Source organism: Streptomyces sp. M-16 (genome assembly GCF_052114405.1).
GTDB lineage: Bacteria > Actinomycetota > Actinomycetes > Streptomycetales > Streptomycetaceae > Streptomyces.
In genome coordinates this window covers 1-20,840 of sequence record NZ_JBFRER010000130.1, presented here as the reverse complement: position 1 = coordinate 20,840, position 20,840 = coordinate 1, and the positions used below count along the sequence as shown (strand labels likewise).

The 20,840-nt window shown below is 73.8% G+C and carries 20 protein-coding genes and 1 pseudogene; 11 read left to right on the top strand and 10 right to left on the bottom strand.

Features of this window, described 5'->3' with window-relative positions:
• Positions 1-661: pseudogene (locus AB4039_RS36040) on the bottom strand (hypothetical protein); the annotation flags it as partial.
• A 150-nt stretch (positions 662-811) separates the two neighbouring features.
• Between AB4039_RS36040 and AB4039_RS36035 the strand changes: the two are divergent.
• Entirely contained in the window at positions 812-1,384 is a 573-nt protein-coding gene (locus tag AB4039_RS36035) for a TetR/AcrR family transcriptional regulator (RefSeq protein ID WP_442272737.1), read from the top strand.
• A gap of 57 nt (positions 1,385-1,441) precedes the next feature.
• On the opposite strand, the gene AB4039_RS36030 is transcribed toward AB4039_RS36035, so the two are convergent.
• Entirely contained in the window at positions 1,442-2,647 is a 1,206-nt protein-coding gene (locus AB4039_RS36030) for a M48 family metallopeptidase (RefSeq protein WP_442272736.1), read from the bottom strand.
• 276 nt (positions 2,648-2,923) lie between these two features.
• Between AB4039_RS36030 and AB4039_RS36025 the strand changes: the two genes are divergently transcribed.
• From AB4039_RS36025 to AB4039_RS36000, 6 genes are all read left to right on the top strand, one after another.
• Entirely contained in the window at positions 2,924-3,337 is a 414-nt protein-coding gene (locus AB4039_RS36025) for a hypothetical protein (RefSeq protein ID WP_266836806.1), read from the top strand.
• Positions 3,334-4,098: a transcriptional regulator gene (locus AB4039_RS36020; RefSeq protein WP_266836804.1), complete on the top strand. Its 765-nt coding sequence runs from the start codon at positions 3,334-3,336 to the stop codon at positions 4,096-4,098. The genes AB4039_RS36025 and AB4039_RS36020 overlap by 4 nt, the downstream gene beginning before the upstream one ends.
• Positions 4,099-4,181: 83 nt before the next feature.
• On the top strand, positions 4,182-4,622 hold the full coding sequence (locus tag AB4039_RS36015) for a roadblock/LC7 domain-containing protein (protein ID WP_442272738.1): 441 nt from the start codon (positions 4,182-4,184) through the stop codon (positions 4,620-4,622).
• A 79-nt stretch (positions 4,623-4,701) separates the two neighbouring features.
• On the top strand, positions 4,702-5,076 hold the full coding sequence (locus AB4039_RS36010; protein WP_266836800.1) for a hypothetical protein: 375 nt from the start codon (positions 4,702-4,704) through the stop codon (positions 5,074-5,076).
• A 184-nt stretch (positions 5,077-5,260) separates the two neighbouring features.
• Positions 5,261-8,836 carry a bifunctional glycosyltransferase/CDP-glycerol:glycerophosphate glycerophosphotransferase gene (locus tag AB4039_RS36005; RefSeq protein ID WP_442272735.1) on the top strand — a complete coding sequence of 1,192 codons (3,576 nt, stop codon included), beginning with the start codon at positions 5,261-5,263 and terminating at the stop codon, positions 8,834-8,836.
• A gap of 118 nt (positions 8,837-8,954) precedes the next feature.
• On the top strand, positions 8,955-9,437 hold the full coding sequence (locus tag AB4039_RS36000; protein WP_266836796.1) for a VOC family protein: 483 nt from the start codon (positions 8,955-8,957) through the stop codon (positions 9,435-9,437).
• A 30-nt stretch (positions 9,438-9,467) separates the two neighbouring features.
• Here the strand turns inward: AB4039_RS36000 and AB4039_RS35995 are convergent, their stop codons facing one another.
• The gene (locus AB4039_RS35995; RefSeq protein WP_442272734.1) at positions 9,468-10,196 is read right to left on the bottom strand and encodes an SIR2 family NAD-dependent protein deacylase; all 729 of its coding nucleotides are present in this window, start codon (positions 10,194-10,196) and stop codon (positions 9,468-9,470) included.
• A gap of 160 nt (positions 10,197-10,356) precedes the next feature.
• Here AB4039_RS35995 and AB4039_RS35990 point away from each other — a divergent pair, with 160 nt between their 5' ends.
• Positions 10,357-11,202, top strand: coding sequence for a GNAT family N-acetyltransferase (locus AB4039_RS35990; RefSeq protein ID WP_442272733.1), 846 nt, complete (start codon positions 10,357-10,359; stop codon positions 11,200-11,202).
• 89 nt (positions 11,203-11,291) lie between these two features.
• Here the strand turns inward: AB4039_RS35990 and AB4039_RS35985 are convergent, their stop codons facing one another.
• The 3 genes from AB4039_RS35985 to AB4039_RS35975 all read right to left on the bottom strand — a co-directional run bounded on the left by AB4039_RS35985 (position 11,292) and on the right by AB4039_RS35975 (position 12,928).
• Entirely contained in the window at positions 11,292-11,735 is a 444-nt protein-coding gene (locus tag AB4039_RS35985) for a subtilase-type protease inhibitor (RefSeq protein WP_266836790.1), read from the bottom strand.
• Positions 11,736-11,959: 224 nt separating this feature from the next.
• Entirely contained in the window at positions 11,960-12,424 is a 465-nt protein-coding gene (locus AB4039_RS35980) for a cyclic nucleotide-binding domain-containing protein (RefSeq protein WP_266836788.1), read from the bottom strand.
• A gap of 201 nt (positions 12,425-12,625) precedes the next feature.
• A complete protein-coding gene (locus AB4039_RS35975) occupies positions 12,626-12,928 on the bottom strand; it encodes a hypothetical protein (RefSeq protein WP_030231436.1) in 303 nt (100 codons plus the stop codon).
• Between the two features lie 239 nt (positions 12,929-13,167).
• Between AB4039_RS35975 and AB4039_RS35970 the strand changes: the two genes are divergently transcribed.
• Entirely contained in the window at positions 13,168-15,081 is a 1,914-nt protein-coding gene (locus AB4039_RS35970) for a glycoside hydrolase family 5 protein (RefSeq protein ID WP_442272732.1), read from the top strand.
• A gap of 20 nt (positions 15,082-15,101) precedes the next feature.
• Here the strand turns inward: AB4039_RS35970 and AB4039_RS35965 are convergent, their stop codons facing one another.
• From AB4039_RS35965 to AB4039_RS35955, 3 genes are read right to left on the bottom strand one after another with little or no spacing between them, the layout of a single operon-like run.
• Entirely contained in the window at positions 15,102-15,248 is a 147-nt protein-coding gene (locus AB4039_RS35965; RefSeq protein WP_266836781.1) for a hypothetical protein, read from the bottom strand.
• Entirely contained in the window at positions 15,245-15,904 is a 660-nt protein-coding gene (locus AB4039_RS35960; RefSeq protein WP_442272731.1) for an HAD family hydrolase, read from the bottom strand. Before AB4039_RS35960 ends, AB4039_RS35965 begins: the two co-directional genes overlap by 4 nt.
• A gap of 37 nt (positions 15,905-15,941) precedes the next feature.
• Positions 15,942-16,625, bottom strand: a complete 684-nt coding sequence (locus AB4039_RS35955; protein WP_442272730.1) for a hypothetical protein — start codon at positions 16,623-16,625, stop codon at positions 15,942-15,944.
• A 372-nt stretch (positions 16,626-16,997) separates the two neighbouring features.
• Between AB4039_RS35955 and AB4039_RS35950 the strand changes: the two genes are divergently transcribed.
• Entirely contained in the window at positions 16,998-19,727 is a 2,730-nt protein-coding gene (locus tag AB4039_RS35950; protein ID WP_442272729.1) for a DNRLRE domain-containing protein, read from the top strand.
• Positions 19,728-19,996: 269 nt separating this feature from the next.
• Here the strand turns inward: AB4039_RS35950 and AB4039_RS35945 are convergent, their stop codons facing one another.
• Positions 19,997-20,473 (bottom strand): hypothetical protein, encoded by a 477-nt coding sequence (locus tag AB4039_RS35945; RefSeq protein ID WP_266836773.1) that lies wholly within the window; start codon positions 20,471-20,473, stop codon positions 19,997-19,999.
• Between the two features lie 89 nt (positions 20,474-20,562).
• Here AB4039_RS35945 and AB4039_RS35940 point away from each other — a divergent pair.
• Positions 20,563-20,840, top strand: a 278-nt coding sequence (locus tag AB4039_RS35940; RefSeq protein ID WP_442272728.1) for a hypothetical protein, incomplete at its 3' end; no start/stop codon positions are given.

Genomic DNA, 20,840 nt, shown 5'->3' with positions numbered 1-20,840 from the left:
GCCCGGTGACAGTGGCCGGCGCGGCGGCCGGTCCGGCGCCCGCTCCGGTGGAGGCGCCACCGGCTCCCGGGGCGCCGGCGCCGAGGACGACCACGGCGAAGCGGCCCCGGTCCGCCAGTCCCAGCCGCCCGGCCGCCGCGGCCACACCGCCGCCGGTGCCACCGCCGTCGAGCAGCGTGTCCAGCAGGGCCGTCCGCAGCTCCCGTTCGCGCTCGCCGCGTTCGGCCTCGGTCCGCAGGTAGGCCTCCGAGGCGGCGTCCGTCATCTGGTCCAGTACGTCCCACAGCGCCACCGCCCCCGGCAGCAACCCCAAAAGCTCCGCCCGGTCGTGCGCGGCCACCGCCTCGGTCAGGCTCTGCCACAGCAGCCGTCCGCCGCGCCGGTAGGTCCGCCGCAAGGAGGCGAGCGGCACCCCCTGTTCGGCGCGCAGGGCACCGGTGGCGCGGGCGTCGGCCAGCTCGGTCGGCAGCCCCCGGGCGCCGCGGACCAGGCCGTCGACGGCCTGGGTCAGGGTGAGGTGGATCCGCTCGCGCAGCTCGGCCCGCCCGAGCCGGGCGGCGTAGGCGGGATCCTCGGTCAGGGTCCGGTCGGCGAGCCGGTCCGCGGCGATCCCGATCCGGCGGTCCAGGTCCTCGCGTATCTCCTCGATGATCCGCTCCATGACGGGCAGGGTTGCACGGGCGGGGCCGCGGTGGGGAGGGCCCGGAGCGCGAAGGTCCGCTAGCGTGTGCTGAGCACTGCGTATGCAGTGCTTTGGAAAAGGCCCGTCCACACCCCGTCCAGACCCCCTCCACACCCCAGGGATCCGCGCATGCGACAGAACCCGCAACGCCGAGCCGCCCTGCTCGACGCCGCCATCGAAGTCCTGGCACGCGAGGGCTCCAGGGGGCTGACCCTGCGCGCCGTGGACGCCGAGGCCGCCGTACCGACCGGGACCACCTCCAACTACTTCGCCAACCGGGGCCAGCTGCTGGTGCAGATCCTCCACCGCACCCGCGAACGGCTCGCCCCCGACGCCGCCGAACTCGCGGGCCCGCCGGACACGGAGGTGCTGCTGCGCCGGCTCCTGGAACGGATGCGCCGCGAGCGCAGCATCCACATCGCCGTGCTGGAGCTGCGGCTGGAGGCCACCCGCAGGCCCGAACTTCAGGAGGAACTGGCGCGGTTCCTCGGCGCCGAACTGGAGGCCAACATCGCCGGGCACCTCGACGCGGGCCTGCCGGGGGACCGGGACGGCGTGCTGCTCCTCTACTTCGCGATGCTCGGCCTGCACCTGGACGACCTCACCCTGCCCACGCTGGCGGCCGCCCACCCGGCCGAAGCCCTCCTCGGGATCTTGGCGGAGCGTCTGCTCCCGCAGGCGCCTGCGACCCCCGCCACCTGATCGGGCAAGCTCCCCGGCCTTCGTGACCCGCACCCGCCGGGGCGGGGCGGTCCGCAGTCAGTTCGCGTGCCCGCGGATCACATGGAGGGCCAGCTCCGGCCGGTGCGCGGCGAGCTCGGCCGCCACCGCCGCTTCGCGCGCGGCGTCGCAGACGACCAGCGGGGGCCGCGGGGGGATCGCCGCCGCGTGGCGCCGGCGCAGGTGGGTCGGCGGGTGCGTGTCGTCCGCGCTGTGGCCGCGCAGGGCTCCGGCCCGGCGCAGCCGTTCGTACTCCCTCTCGGGAACCGCCCCGATGTGCGCGGCCAGCCGCTCCCACAGGCCCGGTTCGGCCCGCGCGTCGGCCTCCCGGCCGCCGCGCCCGCCCCGCACCTGCGCCGCCACCGACTCCCGCCGCAGCTCCGTCCCGACGGAACGGGAGACCAGCAGCCGGTCCAGCAGCCCGAGGGCCGCCTCCACCGACCCGGCGCGGGCCGCGCCGGTATCGGCCAGGTACTCGGCACGCTGCGAAGCCCGCAGGGTCAGCCGGTCCAGGAGCAGGAGCGTCCCGTACGCCGCCCAGCGGGGCAGCAAGGTCGCCGCGTTCACGAACCGGTCCAGCAGCCGCACCGCCGGGGTCGGCGCGAGGACGTAGTACCAGACCCTGAGGGAGTGCAGCGCCCCGGAGGTGACCCGGCCGTAGCGGAGGTCGCCGTGCGCGAAGTGGCCGAGCTCGTGCCCCAGCAGCGCCACCCGCTCCTGCGGCGACAGGATCTCCCAGAGGCCGAGTCCCAGGTCGAGGACCCGGCGGCGGCGCAGGCCGTAGACGTTCACCGCCGCGTTGCCGTGCGTCCCCACCAGTACGGCGTGCACCCCGGACGTCCCGACCACCGCCCCGACCTCGTCGATCAGCTCGAACAGCCGGGGCGCGTCCGCCCGGTACGGCACCGGGGCGCCCTTCGGCAGACGCACCGTACGGGGCCGCAGCACCGCCGCCAGCCCCAGCAGCAGGGCGCCGACCACCGGCTGCACCCCCGTGTCCCACCCCAGGACCACCAACAGCATCCCGGAGACCATCAGCAACAGGGTCACCGCGTGGACCAGAAGGGACAGCCCGAACGCGCAGACCGTCGCGGCGTCCCACCCGGGCCGCACGCCCTCCGCGGCGGCCCGCTCCATCTCCTGCGCCAGCTGCTCCCCGAAACGGTGCGCCAGGCGCCGTCGCGCGGCCGCGATCCGTCCGGGCCCGGGGGCGGGCGGGGCGGCCGTGTACCACTTGCTGCGCACACCGAGCCACGAGGGGTACGTTGATAAGGGGAGGGAGGGCCCTTCCGGTTGGCCGGTGATCTGCCGCCGACGTCGTGATCCGATCCCGGAGGCGACCCCCTGATCACACTCTTGATCAGAAACGAACACGATCCGGCCAAGCTGCCACGTGCTACCGCGCATGTTCCAGCGGAAAATGCCAGAACGCCTTTTCGCAGAGTGGAAGTTGAGTAAGTTCCCTTCTTGTCGCGCCGTAGGACCGTGCATTCAGCACGTGCGGCCGGGAGGGGAGCCCGCGTGCCCGGGATCGACGAATGCCTGCTCGAAGCCATGGCCCTGCCGGGTGCGCGCGGGGCCGCGCTGGTCGACTGGAGCAGCGGACTGGCCCTCGGCACAGCAGGGGAGTCGCCCGTCGGTGACCACGAGACCACCGCCGCCGAGACCGCGGAGCTGGCCCGGGCGGCGGCCGAGTACGAGTCGTTCGCCCCCGCGCCGGGCGAGCCGGGCGCGGTCGGCGGACCCGCCGCGGCGGGACCACCCGTCGAGGACCTCATCGTCACCACGCGCACCGGCTACCACGTGCTCCGCTTCGTCGAGACGAGCTTCGACAGCAGCGTCTTCCTCCACCTCTGGCTCGACCGGACCGACGGCAACCTCGCCCTCGCCCGCCTCAGACTCCGCGCGCTGGCCGAAGGGCTGGTGCTCAGATGACCACCGCAGTCTCCCCCTTGCTCACCCGGCTCGCCGCCGAACGCGCCACCGGCGCCCTGCTCCGCGACCGCGGGACCCTCTTCCTGGAGGACGGCCGCGTCGTCCACGCCGAGAGTCCTTCCACCCCGGGCCTCGACGTCCTGCTCACCACCGGCGGAGGCCTCGCCCCCGAGCGCTGGAAGGAGGCGGTGGACGAGGCCGGAGGTCGCCGTCAGGTCGCCCGCTTCCTCGTGGACAGCGGAGGCCTCGCGGACGGCGAGCTGGAGATCTGTCACCTCGCGGCGATCTTCGACGCCGCCTTCTTCGCGCTTTCGCCGGGCAGCGGCCCGTCCCGCTTCCGCCGCGGCGCCACCCACTGGATCGGCTCCGTCCGCTCGGTCCCGGCCGAGGCCGTCGAGCGCGAGACCCGCCGCCGCCGCGAACTGCTGGACGCGGTGTGGCCGTACCCGCTGCTCGACATATCCCCGGTGGTGCCCCGGCCGGCCGCGCCCGGGCAGACGGTCACCGCGCGGCAGCGGATCCTCCTGGGGCAGGCCGACGGCGTGCGCACCCCCGCGGACCTGGCCTGGGTACTCGGCAGGCCCGCCTTCCACACCTTGCTCGACGTGCGAAGACTCGCGGCCGCCGGGCTCGTGGAGACTCCCCGGACCCGGCCGGTCCCGCTGCCGGCCGCCCCCCTGCCCGACTGGATCACCGAGTCCCAATCCCCGGACGTGGCTCTGCTCCGCCGGTTACGCGACGCACTGGAGGCAAGTCTGTGAGGCTCCCGCTGCGACCGGTTCTGCGAGCCGACCGTTCCGAGCGGAGGCCGCTCGAAGGGAGGAAGGCCGATATGAACACGGCGATGGTGCCCGCCGAGGCCGAAGCCGAGATACTCGCCGAGCTCCGGCGGCTGAGGGCCCGTGTCCCCCAGCTCACCGGAGCCCTGGCCGCGAGCGCCGACGGACTGGTGCTCGCCCAGGACAGCGCCGCAACCGAGGCCGAGTCCGTCGCCGCGCTGACCGCGGCCGCCCTCGGCGTCGCCCAGCGGCTCAGCGACTGCACCGGTCAGGGCGGCTTCCGCGAGCTCCTCGTGCGCGGGGAGAACGGATACGTCGCCACCTACGCCGCCGGCGAGACGGCCGTCCTCACCCTGATCGCGGAGCCGCGCGTCAACGTCGGACGGCTCCACCTGGAGGCGCGCCGCTCCAGCCTGCGGATCACCGAGCTGATCGACCGCAGCCTCGGCCGGCGGGGCCCGGCAACGCCGCCGCCGGCCCTCGGCCCGGCGGCCCCGCTCTCCTGACCTTCTTCTCTCTTGGCAAACGCCAGCACGTCAGACCCTCACGCACAACGGACAAGCGACAGCAGAAAGAGGAACCCCCATGGCCAACGTGGAAACCGCCCTCAAGGAAGCCACCACCACCATCGACGGGGCGCTCGGCGCGGCCCTCGTGGACTACGGCAGCGGCATGGCCCTCGGCACCATCGGAGGCAGCAAGGACCTGGACCTTTCGGTCGCCGCCGCCGGCAACACCGACGTGGTCCGCGCGAAGGTCCGCACGATGGAGATGCTGGGGTTGAACGACGAGATCGAGGACATCTTGATCACTCTCGGCAGTCAGTACCACCTGATCCGGCTGATGAAGGCGCGCGGCTCCAGCGGCTTCTTCCTGTACCTGGCCCTCGACCGGGGACGGGCCAATCTCGCGATGGCGCGGCACCAGCTGAGGAAGATCGAGGCCGAGCTGGAGATCTGAGGCACCCGAGGGGGTCGTGACGGCGCGGTGGCGGGCGGTCGAATTCTTTGCCGTCCGCCCCGGCGACCCCCACTGATATGTCCGGGATGGGCGGACTTTATCATCCTGTTACAGAGTAAGATGCTGTAATCAGCTGATCATTAACTCATCGACAAAGCAAAAAACGCTGGAGAACCCGCCACCCATGCCCCCGCGCCTGAGCATCGTCGTACCTGTCTACAACGTCGAGCTCTACCTCGACGAGTGCCTGGAGTCCATCGCAGCTCAGACGTTCGACGACTTCGAGGTCGTGATCGTCGACGACGGGTCCACGGACGCGAGCGCCGTCATCGCGAAGAACTTCGCGGAGCGTGACCAACGGTTCCGGGTGGTCCTCCAGAAGAACGCGGGTCTCGGTGCCGCCCGGAACGTGGGCTTCCGACACCTTGCCGAGGGCACCGAGTACGTGGCCTTCGTGGACAGCGACGACACCATGCCGCCGCACGCCTACGAGAAGCTGATCGCGGCCCTCGACAAGACCGGCTCCGACTTCGCAGGCGGCAACGTCCGCCGCTTCCGATCCGTCGGCATGCAGCAGTCCTGGGGCCACCGGATCGCATTCGCGAACACCCGGATGAAGACCCACATCTCCAAGTTCCCGGCGCTGGTCACCGACCGCACCGCGTGGAACAAGGTCTACCGGCGCAGCTTCTGGGAAGAACACGGCTTCGCGTACCCGGAGGGCATCCTCTACGAGGACGCCCCCGTCAGCATCCCCGCCCACTACTTCGCCAAGAGCGTCGACGTGATCGGCGACGTCGTCTACCACTGGCGGGTCCGCGAGACCGGCGAGCGCTCCATCACCCAGCGCGCCACCGACCCGGTCTCCCTCACCGACCGCGTGACCTCCGTCCGCCTGGTCCGCGAGGCCCTCCTCGGCAAGCAGGGCGAGAAGTACGCCCGCTACCTGCGCGACTACGACCGCAACGTGCTGAGCGAGGAACTCCCCCTCATCTACAAGTACGTCGGCGAGGCCGGCCCCGAGTTCCGCGCAGCCTTCGTCAAGGAGGTCGGCGGCCTCATCCGGGAGATCGGCACCGAACCCTGGAGCGACCTCACCGTCGCCGACCGGCTCAAGGCCTACCTGGCCCGCGAAGGCCGCGTCGAGGAGTTCATCGCCCTCGTCCGGCACCAGAAGGACTTCACCTACAGCGTTCCGGTCAAGGGACTGGCCCGCCCGCAGGCCGACTACCCCTTCCTCAAGGCGCCCGTCCCGGCCAAGCTGCTCACCCTCGGCCCGCGCGAGCGCCGCGTCGTGAGCCGGGTGGAGCAGGTCGCCTGGAGCGACGGCAAGCTGCTGCTGCGCGGCTACGCCCTGCCCGGCCACATGGGCGCGGAGAGCCGCCTCGGTTCCCGCAAGATGCTGATCTTCCGTGAGAACGGCAAGCGCCGGCGCACCGTCGTCAACACCCGCACCGTCGCCTCCCCGATGGCCACCGTCAACAGCCCGCACCTCGCCCTGCGGCACGCGGACTGGGCCGGCTTCAGCGCCGTCGTCGACCCCACCGTCTTCCAGTCGGGCGGCAAGTGGCGCGAGGGCATATGGTCCACCTCCATCGCCGTCACCGGCGCCGGAGGCCTGCACCGCGCCCGTCTCAAGGGTGGCGAACACGACAGCGGACTCACCCCGCCGGCGTACTGGGCCACCCCCGACGTCCGTATCCTGCCGACCGTCTCCGGCGTCCTCACCGTCCAGGTCGAGATCGTCCGCGCCCGGGTCCTGGACGTCCGCGCCACCGGCGACGACGCCCTGGAACTGACCGGCGAGCTCGCCGCCGAGGCCGGCACCGACGCCACCCTGCAGGCCACGCAGGCCGGCACCACCCTCACCTTCCCGCTCACCACCTCCGCGGCCCGCCCCGGCGGCCGGATCCCCTTCACCGTCACCGTGCCGCTCGCCGCCTTGGGCGAGGCACCCGACGGCGGGGGACAGGCCGGCGGGGGACAGGCCGGCGGATGGCGTCCCCGGCCGTGGAACCTCTCCGTGGTCCGCGCCGACGGAACCCGCCACCCCCTCGCCCACGACGAGCGCGGCGGTTTCACCGGCCTGGTCGCCCCGATCCCCGGCGATCCCGCCGAGCGCACCGTCTTCGCCAAGCGCGGTATGAGCGGCCACCTGATCCTCTCCGTCCAGGCCTCCCCGCCGCTGGTCGACACGGTCACCGTCCAGGAGGGCGTCCTCACCCTCGCGGGCACCTTCCGCGCGCCCGCCGGCACCGCCGGCGAACCGTACGAACTCGTCCTGCACAACCAGCACGGCATGGAGTTCAGCTACCCCGTCACCCGGGACGGCGACCGCTTCGAGGCCTCCTTCGAGCCCGTGCTCCCCGAGCCCTACGCCGGCCGCACCAGCCTCCCGCAGGGCCGCTGGTGGCCCACGCTGCGCCCGGCGGCCCAGGGCGGATCCACCGCCGGCCTGCTCGGCGTCGACCGCGGCGCGCCCGTCCAGCTCGTGGCGCCCGTCCTGGCGTCCGGACCGCACGCCATCACCGTCCTCGGCCGCCGCATGCGCGTCGAAGCCCGCCTCCACGACCGGATGGCGCTGGTCTGCGACCCGGTCCTGAGCCCGCACGACCGCTCGCACTACGCCCAGCGCGTCGCCCGCGACGTGACCTACCCCGCGCAGCGCGCCCTGCCGGTCAAGGACATGGTCGTCTACGACACCTTCCAGGGGAACGGCGCCGGTGACTCGCCCCGCGCCGTCCACGAGGAGCTGCTGCGCCGCGGCGAGAAGCTGGAACACGTCTGGCTGGTGCGCGACGGCCGCGCCGAGGTGCCGCCGACCGCGCGCGCCGTCCAGTACGGCAGCATGGAGGCCTGGGAGGTCCTGGCCCGCGCCCGCTACTACGTCGTCAACGACAGCGTTCCGCCGACCTTCTCCCGCCGCCCCGGCCAGACCGTCGTACAGACCTGGCACGGGACGCCGCTGAAGCAGATCGGCTACGACTTCATGCACGACTACTACACCAGCCCCGAGGTGCTGGAGGGGCTGCAGCACGACAGCGCCCAGTGGTCGCTGCTCGCCTCCCCCAGCTCGTACGCCACGCCCATCCTCAAGCGGGCCCTCGGCTACCAGGGCGAGGTCATCGAGGCCGGCAGCCCGCGCACCGACGCCCTGGTGCGCCCCGACGCGGCACGGATCGCCGAGGTCAGGCGCCGGCTCGGCCTGCCGGACGGCAAGAAGGTCGTCCTCTACCTGCCCACCTGGCGCGAGAACCGCCTCGGCTGGACCGGCGGGTACAAGCTCGACCTGAGGATCGACCTGGACGCGGCCCGCCGCGAGCTCGGCGAGGACCACGTCCTGCTGGTGCGCGGCCACCACAAGGTGGGCGAACAGGTCCGCGAGGGCGTGCGCGACGGCTTCGTCGTCGACGTCTCCCGCTGGCCCGACACCACCGACCTGCTGCTCGTCGCCGACGTGCTGATCTCGGACTACTCCTCCGCGCTCTTCGACTTCGCGCTGACCGACCGGCCGATCCTGCTGTTCACGTACGACCTGGAGCACTACCGCGACACGCTGCGCGGCTTCACCTTCGACCTGGAGTCCAAGGCCCCCGGACCGCTCCTGGCGGACTCGCCGAGCCTGATCGCGGCCGTGCGCGACGCCGACGCGGTGGGCGCCGAGTACGCGGGGGCGCGGGCGGCGTTCCGCGCCGAGTTCTGCGACCTGGACGACGGCCACGCCGCTGCGCGCGTCGTGGACCGGATGCTCGGGATGTAGCCCGAACGGGTGAAAGTACGGACCGGTCCCGCGCCCACCGATGAGTTCGGGGCGCGGGACCTGTCTGTAGGTGGGGGACGGCAGCCGCCGCACCTCACCCCCTCGCAGGGAGGCAGTCATGGCCAGCACCGGTTTCACCACGTGCCTGTGGTTCGACGGCGACGCGGAGGCCGCCGCCGACCACTACCTGTCGGTCTTCAAGGACGGCCGGCGCGGCAGGACCGCCCGCTACAACGAGGCCGGGCCCGGCCGGCCCGGTGACGTGATGGTCGTCGAGTTCGAGATCAACGGCCAGAAGTTCATCGGCCTCAACGGCGGCCCCCAGTTCCCCTTCACCGAGGCCATCTCCTTCCAGATCCACTGCCAGGACGAGGCGGAGGCCGACTACTACTGGGACGCCCTGACGAAGGACGGCGGCGAGGAGGGCGCCTGCGGCTGGGTCAAGGACCGCTTCGGCGTGTCCTGGCAGGTCATTCCGCCCGGCGTCATCGACCTGGTGGCCGACCCGGACCCGGCCCGTGCGGCCCGCGCCACCGCCGTGATGATGAAGATGAAGAAACTCGACGCCGCCGCCATGCGCCGGGCCGCCGACGGCGGCTGAACCTCCGGGCGGGCCGCGGGGGTGGTTCTCTCAGCCTGCCGCGATGCGGGCCAGCAGGGACGGGAGGGCGGTGCCGATCGGTTCGCGGACGATCTCGTCGGCCAGGGCGTCGTACGGGGTCTCCTCCGCGTTCACGATGATCAGACGGGCCCCCGCCTCCGCCGCCATCCCGGCCAGTGAGGCGGCGGGCTGGACCTGGAGGGTCGTACCGACGGCGATGAAGACCTGGCAGCCCTTGGCCACGGCAACGGCCTGCGCCAGGACCTCGGGATCGAGCCGTTCCCCGAACATCACGGTCGCCGTCTTCAGGATCCCGCCGCACGCCAGACAGGCCGGATCCGGCTCCCCGGCGGAGACCCGGGCCAGCGCCTCCTCCAGCCCCGTCCGGGCGTGGCAGCCGGTGCAGACCACCGACCGGGCCGACCCGTGCAGTTCGAACACCTTGCGCGCCGGCATCCCGGCGAGCTGGTGCAGCCCGTCCACGTTCTGGGTGACCACCCGCACCGGGGTGCCCCCGCGTTCCAGCTCGGCGACCGCCAGGTGTRCCGCGTTGGGCCGGGGCGCGGAGGCCCAGACCTCGGCGCGCATCAGCCAGGAGCGCCGGCGGATCTCCGGATCGGCCATGTAGTACTCGTAGGTCACGAGCTTCTCGGCGTCCGGCTCACGCCTCCACAGACCCTGCGGCCCCCGATAGTCCGGGATCCCGGAATCGGTGGACATCCCTGCCCCACTGAACACTGCGACGAGCGGCTTCCCCATGCGCCGACCCTACGCGGGCACCGCTCCGGCCCGCGACCCCATTTGTCCGCGTGCGGGCCGCCCCCGGTCCCGGTGGCCCCGCCGACGGGCGCCGGCCGGGCTCCTGACGGCCGGTCAGGCCCTGCTGCGGGGACCCCCGCGGTCTGGTACAACACCGCACATGACGGGATTCGAGATCGGCGGCGCGAGCGCCGCCGACATGGAACTGCTGCGCGGCTGGGCCGAGGCGGAAGGCTGGAACCCGGGCGACAGCGACCGTTTCGCCTTCGCGGTGGCCGATCCGGAGGGCTTCCTCGTCGGACGCCTCGACGGGGATCCGGTGGCCTGCGTCTCCGCCGTGCGCTACGGCACCTCGTACGGGTTCATCGGCTTCTACATCGTCCGCCCCGACCTGCGCGGCCGGGGGTACGGCCTGCGGATGTGGAACGCGGCGACGGAGCGGCTGGCCGGCCGGCTCACCGGCCTTGACGGGGTGGTGGAGCAGCAGGCCAACTACCGCAAGTCCGGATTCCGTTCCGCCTGGACGAACATCCGCTTCGAGGGGGTCCCGGAGGCCGGCGGGGAGGACGGCTCCGTGCGGACCGTCGACGCGGCCTCCCTGCCGTTCGGCCGGCTCGCCGCCTACGACCGCCGGTTCTTCCCGGCGCCCCGCGACGCCTTCCTCTCCGCCTGGACCGCCCTGCCCGGCCGGACCGCCCTCGCGGCCGTCCGCGACGGGCGGATCGAGGGCCTCGGCGTGATCCGGCCGTGCGGGGCGGCCTCCCGGATCGGTCCGCTCTACGCGGCCACCCCGGAGGTGGCCGCCGCCCTGGTGCGGGGGCTCGCCGGGCACGCCCCCGGAGGGGAGGTCGCGGTGGACGCGCCCGACGTGAACCCCGCCGCGGCCACCCTGCTGGCCGGGCTCGGGCTGCTCCCGTCGTTCGAGACCGCCCGCATGTACACCGGCCCAGTGCCCGATGTGGACACGGCCGGACTGTACGGGGTCACCAGTCTCGAACTGGGCTGAGGGCCGGGCCGCCGCGGCGCGGGGCCGGACGGCGGTCGCACGGCGCCGCCCGGCGCACGGGGGGAGGGGGCCCGGCCGGGACCCGGGGCTCAGATGCCGAACAGCACTCCGGTGCTGGCGTGCAGGCCGCACGGGTTGGCGAACGTGTAGGTGTAGCTCAGCCGGCGCCCCTGCCACACGCCGTCGGCGGTGACGGTCACCGGGTCCCACTCCCTGGTGCACCTGACGTTGGGCCGGGGCGCGGTGAGGGCGTCCAGGGCGGGGCCGTTCGCCTTCAGCTCGGAGCAGGCGGCGGCGGGGTCGGGGTGGGTGCCGCCCGGCCGGGGCGCGCACACCAGCGTGACCGCGCGCAGCACCGTACCGTGGGCGGCGTCCGGTCCGGCCGTCACGCTGACCACGAGCGCGGACGGCGCGTACATGCTCTGCGCACCGGACGGAGCCGCGTCGGCCGCTCCGGTCCCGGCCAGCGCGGTGAGGGCGGTGAGCGCCATTGCTCCGGAAGCCAGTCCCAGGCTCCTGGTGATGGACCGCATTTCGAACACTCCTCGGCTCGGTGTTTCGGATAACGGACGGGAGTCTTGCCGATCCGGAGCGTGAACGCCCGTTCGTACCGCTGTTTCTCGTCACCGATCGTGAGCGCATGTGTGCAGTCCGCAGCGATGGCACCCGTCGTGACCTGTGGGGGAGCGGACCGCCGAATCGGCTGAACACACCCCCCGGAAAGGGGTTGGCACGGCGCTCGCGGAGCTCGGGCCGGTCAGCGGGTGGCCCCCGTGCGGGGGGCGTAGAGGTCCAGCAGCCGGGTCCTGGTCTGGTGGAGCCGTACGGCGAGGACCCGTCCGACCCAGTGCCCGACGGCCGAGCCGAAGGCCGGGTCGGCGTCCATGAGCAGCCGTACCGTCTCGCCGTCGAACTCGTAGGCGCGTACCGGGGTCATCGCCTCGGCGCTCAGCTGCCACACGTAGGGCGGGAACAGCCAGGACCAGCCCACGAGCTCCCCGGGTCCCAGGCTCTCGACGGACGCCGACCGGTGGCGGCCGGGGAGGGGGATCTCCAGGGTCACCGTGCCCGAGCGGACGATCCAGAAGGACCGCGCCGGGGCGCCCTCGTCGAAGAGCCGCGCGCCCTCCGGGAAATTGACCTCGCGCGCGTGGGACATCAGCCGCCCGCGGTGCTCCGCGGACAGGACGGCGGCGATGCGGATGGGGGAAGGTGTGCTCACGACAGCCTCCGATCACGACCCCCCGCAACCTGCTGGTCTCCCCAGTGTCGCCGACCCCGGCCCGGATCACGGCATGCCGCGGCCCGGTGCCGCGGCGGCCGGTACGGTCGGTCGCCCGCCACCCGCCCGGGGTGGCGGACCCCTGTTCCGGAGCGTCGCCCGCGACCCGCCGGAGGAAACCCTTCCGGTGGAGTCCGGCGGCTACTCCTCGGCGTTGGCCTCCAAGCAGGCCAGCTCCATCGCGTCGAGCACCGCCTCGTGGCTGCGCCGGCTCAGCTCCGCGACGTTCTCGATCTGCGCGGTCGCCCAGGCGGCCAGCGTCATCACCAGCACGCGCAGCCCGTCGGTGCCGTGCTCGGCGAGGATCGCGTCCGCGACGACCATGGCTTCCTCCGGTACCTGCTCCGGGGGCTCCAGCCCGGCGAGCCCGCGCAGCATCGCGAGGGTGCGGCGGGAAATCTCCGGTGTCATCCTCGCCAGCCGCATGTCTTCTTCGTCGTCCATCAGCCCCACCCTCCGGTACGCGCGCCCGTCCCCTGGGTGCACCGTAGGGGGAGGCGGGCCCGCGCGGGGCGGTTTTGCCGGGCCGGGCCCGTGCGGAGGGGTGGCGCGGACCTGCTCGGGTTGACGGCTTCCGGGCTCCGGTGCGGAGGTCGCGGAAGCCTTCCCCGTGACGCGACCGGCCGGTAACTTGTGCGCCGCAGCCGCCCGGACCGGGGCGGCCGGAACCGGCGGGAGCCGACATGAAGAGCCTTCTACGGGTGGTGCTGAGCGTGCTGCTCCTGGCGGGCGGGGCCYTTCCGGCCGTCGCCGCGCCCGCGCCGCCGCCGGCCGCGCCCCTCGCGGCCGCCGACGCCGCCTGGACGCCCCCGCTCTCCACGCGGGGCCGCTACATAGTGGACGCCCGGGGCGAGCGCTTCCGCCTGCGCTCCGGCAACTGGGACGGCGCCCAGGGCTCCTGGAACGGCTCCGGAGACCGGAACGACCCGGCCACCCACCACGCGGGCCAGGACTCCCACGGCATACCGCTCGGCCTGGACCGGGTCGCGCTGCCCGCCCTGCTCGCCGACTTCCGCGCGCTCGGGCTCAACAGCGTCCGGCTGCCCTTCTCCAACGAGATGCTGCACACGGCCGCTCCCGTCCCCGACTCCGCCGTCGCCGCCAATCCGGCCCTGCGCGGCCGCACCCCGCTCCAGGTTTACGACGCCGTCGTGAGCGCCCTCACCGACGCCGGGTTCGCCGTCATCCTGAACAACCACACCGGCACCACCCGCTGGTGCTGCGGCCTCGACGGCAACGAACGCTGGAACAGCGGCCGTTCCACCGCCCAATGGGCCGACGACTGGGTCTTCCTCGCCCGCCGCTACCGCGACAACCCGCGCGTGGTCGGCGCCGACCTCTACAACGAGGTCCGCCGCGACACCTGGGACGACCCCAACTGGGGCCTGGGCGACGCCCACGACTGGCAGGCCGCCTCCCAGGAGGCCGCCGACCGGATCCTCACCGAGGCCAACCCCAACCTGCTCATCGTCATCGAGGGCATCAACTGGACCGGCATCCCCCTGGACGGCCTCGCGCACGGCCGGCCCACCCTCACGCCCGTCCGCACCCTCTCCCACACCCTCGTCGTCTCCGGCAAGCTGGTCTACTCGGCCCACTTCTACGGGTACACCGGCCCCCACCACAGCGGCGCGACGGGCCTCGGCGAGACCCACGACCCCCGCTACCAGGACATGACCCCCGCCCAACTCCGGCAGACCCTCTACGACCAGGCCTTCTTCGTCTCCGCCGAGACGGGCACCCACTTCACCGCCCCCGTCTGGATCAGCGAGTTCGGCACCGGCGCGGACGAGACCGGAGCCGCCCCGCGCGCCTGGTTCCGGAACTTCACCGGCGAGCTCGCCGCCTCCGACGCCGACTTCGCCTACTGGCCCCTCGTCGGCTGGAGCACCACCGCGCAGGGCGCCCCGGGCGGCGACAGCTGGGCGATGCTCCGCTACGACGCCGCCGGCCGCCGCACCGGGGTCCTCGACGCCGCCGACTGGCGCACCGCCCCCTGGACGGCCCTCGCCACCGCCCCCGGCCGCACCGGGCCGGTCCCCGCCGGCCCCGCCTGGTACCAGCTGGACACCTCCCACCGCGACCACGTCGCCTCGCTGCGCACCCGCGCGGCCGGGGACTGGGACGTCGGCGCCCGCAAGGCCGTCTGCCCCGACGGTGCCCGCCTGGCGGGCCTGAGCCACACGGGCGGGTACGGCCTGTGCTCCACCTCGGACCTGCGCGCCCCGGCCGGCGGCCAGACGGTGGTCCGTGACGAGACGTACGTCCCCGCGGGCGGCGACTGGGCCGGCGGCTACACCAAGTTCCAGTGCCCGGCGGGGCAGTTCCTCATCGGGTACGGCGAGCGGGGCGAGCGGGTCTCGGCGGCCCTGTGCGCCCCGGCCCGCAGCGCACTGCCGACGGCCGGCGGGCGCACGGTCTGGTTCGACCGCGGGGACAACCGGCCGGCGGGCGCCGCGGGCGGCGACTTCGCCTCCGGGCACTACAAGGGGCAGTGCCTGCCGACCGAGTACGCGGCGGGCATCGCCTTCACCACGCGCGTCGGCTCCCGCCCCTCCCCGGCGGCCCTCCTGTGCCGGACCCTGCCGGCCGCCTGAACGCGGCCCGTCCGGGGGCCTCAGCCCCCGGACGGCCCCGCCGTGCGCAACAGCCGGGCCGTCTCCGCGTGCCCGCCTCGCAGCAGCTCCGCCACCCGGGGCGCGTCACCGTGCGCGGCCGCCCCGACGAGCAGGCCGGACGGCCGCTCCCGCTCGCGCCGGTTCACACCTCCCCCAGCAGGACGGGCAGTTCGCGCATGTCGGTGAAGACCGTCGTGCCCGCTCCCGCGAGGGCCGAGGCGGGGGTCAGGCCGCCCGCGTAGCCCAGGGAGCGCATGCCGGCCGCGCGGGCCGCCTCGACGCCCGGCCGGCTGTCCTCGACGACCACGCAGGCCGACGGGTCGACCCCCATGCGGGCGGCGGCGTACAGGAACAGGTCCGGGGCCGGCTTGCCGCGCGGCACTTCGGTGGCGCTGTGGATGCGGCCCGCGAAGCGGTCGTAGAGGCCGGTGCGGCCCAGGGTGTGCCGCATCTTCTCGTGGGACCCGCTGGAGGCGACGCAGGTCGGCAGGGTGATCCGGTCGAGCGCCTCGGGCAGGCCGTCCACCGGGGCGAGGCCGGCGTCCACGGCCTCGGCGTGCAGGCGCACGAAGGACTCGTCCCACTCGCGGGCCGTCACGTCCCCGAGCCGGGCGGCCACCTGTTCCCGTACGGAGGCGCTGGAGCGGCCTATGAAGCGGCGCACCACCTCGTCCTCGGTGAGCGGCCAGCCGAGCCGCTCACCGAGGGCCACCTGTACGCGGGCGGCGATGCGCTCGCTGTCGACGAGCACCCCGTCGCAGTCGAAGATCACCAGCTGGACGGGTCCGTTCGCAACGATCATGCGTGGAAGAGTAGGCGAGGCGCCGGGCGCGCCGGGCTCAGGGGTTGCACTTGAGCGTGAACCTGAAGAAGTCCTGCGCCTTGCCCGCGGTCAGGGTGGCCGACACGGTGGGTGCGGGGTCCGTGGCCTTCGTGCGGGGGTTGGACTTGACGACGAACGAAGGCGCGGCCGTCTCCGGGCCGGTGAACTTCAGCGTCGGATTGCTGCTCTTGCCGCTGCTGCCGCTCCATTGCAGCTCTACGTCTCCGGTTCCGCTACCCGTGACCTTGCCCGTGAAGGTGACGTTCTGTGCCACCGTGCAGTCGACGGAAGCAGGGGTGGTCGACGCACCCGTGATGTCCACGTCGGAGACGCGGACGGCGGTCGTGGCCGTCCTGGCCGGCTTGGTGCAGGTGATCGTCTTCTTGCCCTGGTTCCCCTGGACCGTCGCGTTGTAAGTGCCCTTCTTGACGTCCTCGTTCGTTGCGGCGCCCTGGCCGTCGGTGGTGAGGGTGAACTTCTCCGGGCCGCTGATCCTTACGCTCTGGTTGGCCCTGAAGCCGGTCAGTGTGAGGTCGAACTCCTGGGGATTGGTATTGGGCGCCGCGACGAGCGCACAGGCCGCCTGGGGAACCGCAGCGGGCGCCGACGACGCCACCGCCGCACGGGCCATCGTGGACGGCATGGCGACGGCGGACACCAGGAGCGGGGTGAGCAGTGCGGAGCGAGCGTGCCGATTCATGCGTTCCCTCCTCGGCTGGGAAAGCATCGGGTCGATGAGTCGATGAACGGACGCCTCGGCGGCGCGCACCGTCGGCGCGGCCGGGTGCCGGGCCTCGCGGGATCCGGTCCGCGTACGGCGGCCCCGGGGCCTGGACGTCCTTTTTCACCCTATCCCGGGGGCCCGGCCGCAGCACCCCGAGCGGCCCGGCCCCCGGGACGGTTGGGCATCCGATGGGTCAAGTCTGATGACCGGACCGCCGATTCGTCCTAGGGTGCGCCCGTACGCATGGCCGTGCACCCGTCCGCCGGGACCCGGCCGTACGTCGTGTCCCGCGCGTCCCGCGCGGCGCACGCGCAGCGCAGTACCCACGTACACCGAACTGGGGGGTTCATGCGTAGATCCAGAGGCCTGGCGGCCGCTCTCGCCCTGTCCCTGGCCGGCTCCGGCGCGGCCGTCGGCCTCGGCCTCGTCCCGCAGGCGGCGGCCATCACCCCGCCCGTCGCCTTCACCGCCGATCCACTGCCGACCTGGCAGCCCAACGGGGTCGTCTGGGCGCTGGCCGAGGCCGGCGGCACGGTCTTCGTCGGCGGCACCTTCTCCACCGTGCGCCCGCCCACGGGTGGCGGGGGCGCCGAGCGGTCGGCGGTGAACTTCGCGTCCTTCGACGCCGCGACCGGCGCCCCCGCCTCCTGCGACCTGTCGTTCACCATCGGCAGCGGCACCGCCACCGTCCGCGCGCTCACCCTCTCCCCGGACAAGAAGACGCTCTACGCGGGCGGCTACTTCGGCGCGGTCAACGGCACCCCGGTCTCCAGCATCGCCGCCATCGACGTGGCGACCTGCACCGTGAACCAGTCCTTCCGGCCCGCCTTCGCGGCCACCGTCCGCGCCATCGCCGTCACCGGCGACACCGTGTACGCGGGCGGCGACTTCCTGACCGTCTCCGGTCAGCCCCGCCAGCGCTTCGCGGCGGTCGACGCGACCGACGGAGCGCTGCGCCCCTTCAGGGCCGACGCCGACGACCCGGGCCGCGCCGTGGAGGTCACTCCGGACGGCGGAAACGTCCTGCTCGGTGGGGACTTCTTCACCGTCAACGGTACGAACACCCACGCCCTGGCCGTCGTCGACGCCGCCAGCGGGGCCCTCACCAAGACCTACCCGGGCTTCATCGAGACCAACTCCGTGGTCAAGGACATCGCCACCGACGCCACCGGCTTCTACACCGCCAACGAAGGCACCGGCGGCGGCGTCTTCGACGGCCGCATCGCCCTGAACCTGTCCGACTTCAACCAGCGCTGGCGCGACACCTGCCTGGGCGCCACCCAGGCCGTCCTGCCGTACCGGAGCGTGCTCTACAGCGCCTCGCACGCGCACGACTGCTCCAGCGTCGGCGAGTACCCCGACGGCCAGCGCCACCACCTCCTCGCCCAGCCGACCACCAGTGTCGGCAAGCTGGGCTGGGCCCCCGACACCAACGACGGCATCGGCGAGGGCATCGGCCCGCGCGTGATGACCGTCGGCTCCAAGGCGGCGACGCCCTACCTGTGGGTCGGCGGCGAGTTCACCACCGTCAACGGTGCGGCGCAGCAGAGCCTGACGCACTTCTCCTCCACCGACGACACGGGCGCGCCCACCACCCCCGTGGCGAGCGCGGCGGCCTTCCGGCCCGGCGAGGTCCAGGTGCGCTGGCGCACCAGCCTCGACCTGGACGACAGCGCCCTGACGTACCGGATCTACCGCAACGGCGCGGCCACCCCGATCGGCACGGTCACCGCGGACTCGCTGTTCTTCAAGCGCCCTCAGGCCTCCTGGACCGACACCACCGCCCAGGCCGGCCAGTCCTACACCTACCGCGTCACGGCCACGGACGCCGCGGGGAACGTCAGCGCCCCCTCGGGCACCGTGAGCGTGACCGTCCCGACGTCGGCGGACGCGTACCCGAGCCAGGTCCGCGCGGACGGCGCCCAGCTCTACTGGCGCTACGACGAATCGTCGCCGCCGTACGTCGCGGACTCCTCCGACGGCAACCAGGCCGGCGTGCACCAGAACGCCCCGGCACTGCGCCAGTCCCCGGGGGCGGTCGGCGGCGCGAGCACGGCGATCGGCTTCAACGGCACGAACGCCCACGTCTACGGGGACCGCCGGCAGACCGTCGGCAGCACCTACAGCATCGAGACCTGGTTCCGGACGGGCACCACCCAGGGCGGGAAACTGGTCGGCTTCGGCAACCAGCAGATCAACGGCAGCAGTCAGTACGACAAGCACGTCTACATGACCAATGACGGGCGGCTGGTCTACGGCGTCTACACCGGCGCCACCCGCACCGTCACCACCGCCGCCTCCTACAACGACGACAAGTGGCACCACGTCGTCGCCACCCAGGGCCCCGGCGGGATGACCCTGTACGTGGACGGCGCGCAGAAGGGCACGCTGAACGTCACCACGCACGAGAACTTCACCGGCTACTGGCGGGTCGGCTTCGACGGCCTCGGCGGCTGGCCGGACCGCCCCACGAGCGAGCACTTCGCGGGTCTGATCGACGAGACCGCCGTCTACCCGGGCGTCCTGAGCGCGGCGCAGGTGCAGAACCACTACGCCCTCGCCTCCGCCCCGGCCGACACCGTCGTCCAGGTCACCGCGTCCGAGGACACGTACGCCAACGCGGGCGCCCCGGACGGCAATTACGGAACCTCGGGCTCCCTCGCGGTGCGCGGGACCTCCCTGTACGCGAGCTACCTGCGCTTCGGCCTGCCCGCCGCGCCCGCCGGCACGGTGCTCAAGTCGGCCACGCTGAGCGTCAAGACCAGCACCATGGCGGGCGCCGGGACCACGGACACCGTCTCGGTGGTCCCGGTGACCGGAGCGTGGTCGGAGGCCGGGACCACGTACAACAACCGTCCGGGCCTGGGCGCCACGGCGCTCGGCGCCTTCCCCGGGATCCCCGACGGGTCGGCGGTGCACACCGCCGGTCTGGACACGGCGGCGCTCGCGGGCGCGCTCGGCGGCTCCTACGCCCTGGCGCTCACCAGCGCCGGGACGGACGCGCTGTGGCTGTGGTCCTCGGAGGCCGCCGCGAACGAGGGGACGCCGCGGCTGACGCTGACCTTCGGCGCGCCATAGCACCGGGAATGCCGCGACGGCAGGGGGCGCGGACCCGTCGGGGTCCGCGCCCCTTCGCGTGGGCCGCCCGTGCACGCCCGCCCGCGCCCGTCCCAGGCCCGGTCCGCGTGGCGCACGTGTGCCACTCCGGCGCACCGGCGTCGCCGCGCCGGGGCCACACCTCGCCCAGGCCGTCGTCCACGCCGGTCGTCGTTGCCGACGCCCTGCGCCCGCTGCGCCGCCGGGAGGACGGCCGCCCGGTGTGAGGCACGCACCCGGCGGCGCTGCGGTCAGCCCGCGGGCGGGTCCGGCGGCCGGTGCGCGGGCTCCACCTCCAGGAAGCGCCGGCCCCGCGGGCCCCGGTACAGCAGGCATTCCCAGCCGTGCCGTTCCAGCTCCGCCGCGCAGGCCGTCAGCCGCTCCCGTTCCTCCTGTGCCGCCCCGCCCCCGGGCGGCCCCGGCCAGCTCACCTCGACGCGGCCCGTGCCGGACGGTGCCACCCGGTAGCCCGACCGGCAGCGCCGCCCCCGGGCGTCCACCGCCGACGGCGGGAACCCGGCCGCCTCCAGCACCAGGGCCACCGCGCGCGGCATCAGCCGCAGCTCCCACGGCGCGGGCACGTCCTCCCGGCCTCCGAGCAGGCGCCGGATCCGCAGCAGCCCCTCGTACGCGGTGCGCAGCTCCGCCGCCCGCGCCGGGCCGCCGTCGGCCTCCGGGCCGTCGCCGCCCGCGGGCTCGAAGCCCCGCTCCCGCTCCGCGTCCGGCACCCCGCACCACCCCTTCTGAGTACATCGTGCGCAACGGCCTGAGTATGCGCGCCGATTCCCCGCCACGACGCCGCTGCTGGAATGACGGCATGACATCGGCGACCGCCCCCGACCCCGCCCCCGCGACCCACCCCCGGCTGCGGCAGGTGGGCGCGGCGGGCTCCGCGCTGGCCGTGGCCCTGGTGCCGCTCGTCGTGGGCGTGCTCGTGGCCAAGGGGATGGCCGCCGACCCGCACGCCCCGGTCAACGCCCTGATCAGCGGCGGCGGCCAGCGCGCCGGGCTGCCGCGCGCCGAATGGCGCCGCCGCGGCCACGACACGGTGCGCCGCCTGCGGACCGTCCGCCGGGAAACGGTCCGCCGCTGCGC